Consider the following 438-nt stretch of genomic DNA (forward strand, 5'->3'; position numbering starts at 1 on the left):
GTGCGCGGATCGGCCGCCGCCACCGCCTGCGCGTCGCCCGCCACCTCGGCCGGCGCGATCAGCGCCACGATCGCCCCCTCGCGCAGCGTCGCACCCGGCACGGCCAGGATCTCGCGCACATGGCCGGCGACCTCGGCGTTGACCGGCATCTGCATCTTCATCGCCTCGATCAGCGCGACGCGCTGCCCGGCGCGCACCGCCTCGCCGGGGGTGACATCGACGCTGACCAGCAGCCCGACCATCGGGGCCGTCGCCGCCGACAGCCCCTCCGGCACCGTCTCCGCCGCGACCGGCGCCTGCCGCGCGGCAAGACTCGCGGCATGCCGCTCGACGAAGCGCGTATCGACCGCGCCCGCCTCCACCTCCGGCATCGCCAGCAGGCCGGCGAGCACCGGGATGTTGGTCGCGATGCCCTCGATGCGGAACTCCGCCAGCGCG

Annotated in this window: 1 protein-coding gene; it reads right to left on the reverse strand. The window is 75.8% G+C overall.

Annotated elements, in window-relative coordinates:
• A partial coding sequence (locus B8460_RS17610; protein ID WP_048862926.1) for a biotin/lipoyl-containing protein occupies positions 1 to 438 on the reverse strand: 438 nt, incomplete at both ends.

The sequence above is a fragment of the Acidisphaera rubrifaciens HS-AP3 genome, assembly GCF_000964365.1.
Taxonomy (GTDB): Bacteria; Pseudomonadota; Alphaproteobacteria; order Acetobacterales; family Acetobacteraceae; genus Acidisphaera; species Acidisphaera rubrifaciens.